At 71.1% G+C, this 3044-nt stretch carries 3 protein-coding genes; 1 reads left to right on the top strand and 2 read right to left on the bottom strand.

Annotated features, from left to right (window positions below; genetic code table 11):
- Both ACN675_RS28550 and ACN675_RS28545 read right to left on the bottom strand, forming a co-directional pair.
- A partial coding sequence (locus ACN675_RS28550) for a 1-phosphofructokinase family hexose kinase (RefSeq protein ID WP_420754019.1) occupies positions 1-635 on the bottom strand: 635 nt, incomplete at its 3' end.
- Positions 632-1399, bottom strand: coding sequence for a DeoR/GlpR family DNA-binding transcription regulator (locus ACN675_RS28545; protein WP_420754018.1), 768 nt, complete (start codon positions 1397-1399; stop codon positions 632-634). The genes ACN675_RS28550 and ACN675_RS28545, both read right to left, overlap by 4 nt.
- A gap of 124 nt (positions 1400-1523) precedes the next feature.
- Here ACN675_RS28545 and ACN675_RS28540 point away from each other — a divergent pair.
- Positions 1524-3044, top strand: a 1521-nt coding sequence (locus tag ACN675_RS28540; protein ID WP_420754017.1) for a putative PEP-binding protein, incomplete at its 3' end; no start/stop codon positions are given.

Genomic DNA, 3044 nt, shown 5'->3' with positions numbered 1-3044 from the left:
GCGGTGTCGCCGGCGACCGCGGCGGCTTCGAGTGCCGCGGCATCCGCACCGGTGAGCTGGGCGAGTTCGTCGGAGTTCGGTTTGACGAGATCCGGGGCGGCCTCCGGGAACCGCGCCGAGAGCGCCAGCAGCGGCGCCTCGGAGGTGTCCACCGCGATCCGGGTTCCGGTGGCGCGCAGTGCACAGACCAGGTCGGCGTACCAGTCGTCCGGAACGCTCGGGGGCAGCGACCCGGAGAGGACCGTCCAGTCCGCGCTTGCGGCCCGGGCGACCACGGCGGCCTGGAGTTCCGCGCGGGTCCGGGGGCCGTACGCACTGCCGGGTTCGTTGAGTTTCGTGGTGGTGCCGTCGGGTTCGGCGACGGTGGTGTTGGTACGTGCGGGAGACGCGGTTTCTATTGCCAGGCAGTCGATTCCGTGTGTGTCGAGGGCGACGAGGAGTGGGTCTCCCGCGTTGCCGGGCAGGATCGCGAGAACCGGGTGACCGGCGGCGTGCAGAACCCGTGCGACGTTGATGCCCTTGCCTCCGGGATCGACGAGTACCTCCGCGGTGCGGTGCACGGCCCCGCGGACGAGTGGGCCGGACAGCGCGATGGTGCGGTCCAGGCTCGGATTGGCGGTCAGTGTGACGATCACGCCGTCACCACCTCGATCCCTTGGTCGATGAGTTGGATTCGGTCGGTTTCGTCGATCTCACTGTCGGTGACGAGAACGTCGACGGCACTGAGGGGAGCGAAACTCAGCAGGTGGCGTCGGCCGATCTTGGAGGAGTCGGCGACGACGACGACGCGGTCCGCCGACTCGACCATCCGGCGTTTGACTGCGGCTTCGTCCGCGTCGGGCGTCGACAGGCCGTGATCGGTGGAGAGGGCGTTGGTGCCGATGAAGGCGACGTCGACGTGCAGCATGCCGAGGTAGCGCAACGCGTCCTCCCCGACGGTGGCCTGGGTGACGCCGCGGACGCGACCGCCGAGCAGGTGCAGGCTGATGGAGCCGAGACCGGCGAGCCGTGCCGCGATGGGCACCGAGTTCGTCACGACGGTGAGGTCGACATCGGTGGGTAGCGCCGAGACCATGCGACCGGTCGTGGTTCCCGCGTCGATGACGACGCTCCCGCCGGACACCGGCAGGAACCGGGCGGCGGCCGCGGCGATGCGGTCCTTGAATCCGGCGCGGGTCTGGTCGCGTTCTGCCAGTCCGGGTTCGGTGACGGTGAGGGACGCGGCCGGGATGGCGCCGCCGTGGACGCGCCGCACGTGGCCGAGGCGTTCGAGCAGTGCCAGATCGCGGCGGACGGTTTCGGTCGTGACGCCGTAGCGGCCGGCGAGTTCGGCGACGGACATGCGGCCGCGCCGCTCGATCAGCTCGCTGATCGCCTGTTGCCGTTCCTCTGCGTACACCTGATCTCCTCGTCGCCCTGCGGGAAATGTTGCTTTATGTTGTTTTACGCCCGTATGTGTTGACATGTCAATGGTTCGGAGTAATCTCGATCACATCGATCTCCGCCAGTGGCGAGGAGGAAGCATGAAGAACGTGATGCCGGTGGCAGACGGTTCGCCGGTGCGCGAAGTCCGCGGAACCCCGGTCGTGCCCGGTGTGGCCTACGGCCCGGCGATCCGCCCCGCGCCGCGCCCCGAACTACCCACTGCCTCCGCGAGCGTTCCCGACACCGCCCGGGCAGCCGAAGCGGAACGGTTCACAGCCGCCGCGAGCGTCGTCGCGGAGAGGCTCAGGGCGCGCGCAGCCCACGCCTCCGGTGCCGCCGCCGAAGTGCTGCTGGCCAATGCCGGCCTCGCCGAGGACCGCGCCTGGATCGGCGCCGCCACCGGCAGGATCCGCAACGGATCGGACGCCGTAGCCGCCGCGATCGATACCACCGAGCAGTTCGCGACGATGTTCGCGCAGCTGGGTGGGCTCATGGCCGAGCGGGTCACCGACCTGCGCGACATCCGCGACCGCGTCGTCGCGGAACTGAGCGGGCACCCGGAGCCGGGGATCCGACTGCCCGACGAGCCGTCGGTGCTGCTCGCCGAGGACCTCGCCCCCGCCGATACCGCCGGTCTGGACCCCACCCGGATCATCGGACTGGCCACCACCCTGGGCGGACCCACGAGCCACACCGCGATCATCGCGCGCCAGCTGGGTATACCGTGCGTCGTCGCGGCGGCGGGACTCGACGCGATCCCGGCGGGCACGGCGGTGCTGCTGGACGGTTCCACCGGCGAGATCCGCATCGATGCGGACCCCGAGGCCGCACGGGCGGCAGTCGAGGTGGACCGGCAGGAACGTGCCCGGGTGGCGGCCTGGACAGGGCCCGGTGCCACCGCCGACGGCCACCCCGTCGCGATCCTCGCGAACGTGCAGGACGGTGCCGGGGCGCGGGCAGCCCGGCAGACCCCCGCCGAAGGAGTCGGCCTGTTCCGCACCGAGCTGTGTTTCCTGGACCGGGACGTCGAACCGTCGGTGGCCGAGCAGGCCGACATCTATGCGGAGGTGCTCACCGCCTTCGCCGGCCGGAAGGTCGTCGTGCGCACCCTCGACGCCGGGTCCGACAAGCCGCTGCGGTTCGTGACCCAACCCGACGAGCACAATCCGGCGCTCGGCGTGCGCGGCATCCGGATCGAGTCGACCGCACCCGGCATGGTCGAGCGGCAACTCGACGCGGTGGCCGAGGCGGCCACGCGCACCGGGCAGTCGCCGTGGGTCATGGCCCCGATGGTCGCGACGGTCGCCGAAGCCGCCGAATTCGCCGCGTTGGTGCGGGCCAGGGAGCTGGTTCCGGGAGTCATGGTCGAAGTGCCCGCCGCGGCACTGCTCGCCGACCGGCTGCTCGAGCACGTCGACTTCCTGTCCGTCGGCACCAACGATCTCGGTCAGTACACGATGGCCGCAGACCGTATGTCCCCGCAGCTCGCGACGCTGACCGACCCGTGGCAACCGGCCGTGCTCGCCCTCGTCGCTCGCACCGCGGAGGCCGGCCGGACGGTCGGAAAACCGGTCGGAGTGTGCGGGGAGGCCGCCGCCGATCCGCTGCTCGGCTGCGTG

The organism is Rhodococcus sp. O3, assembly GCF_048897285.1.
GTDB lineage: Bacteria > Actinomycetota > Actinomycetes > Mycobacteriales > Mycobacteriaceae > Rhodococcus.
Note: the sequence above shows the minus strand (reverse complement) of the source record. Positions and strands in the feature narration are given on the sequence as shown.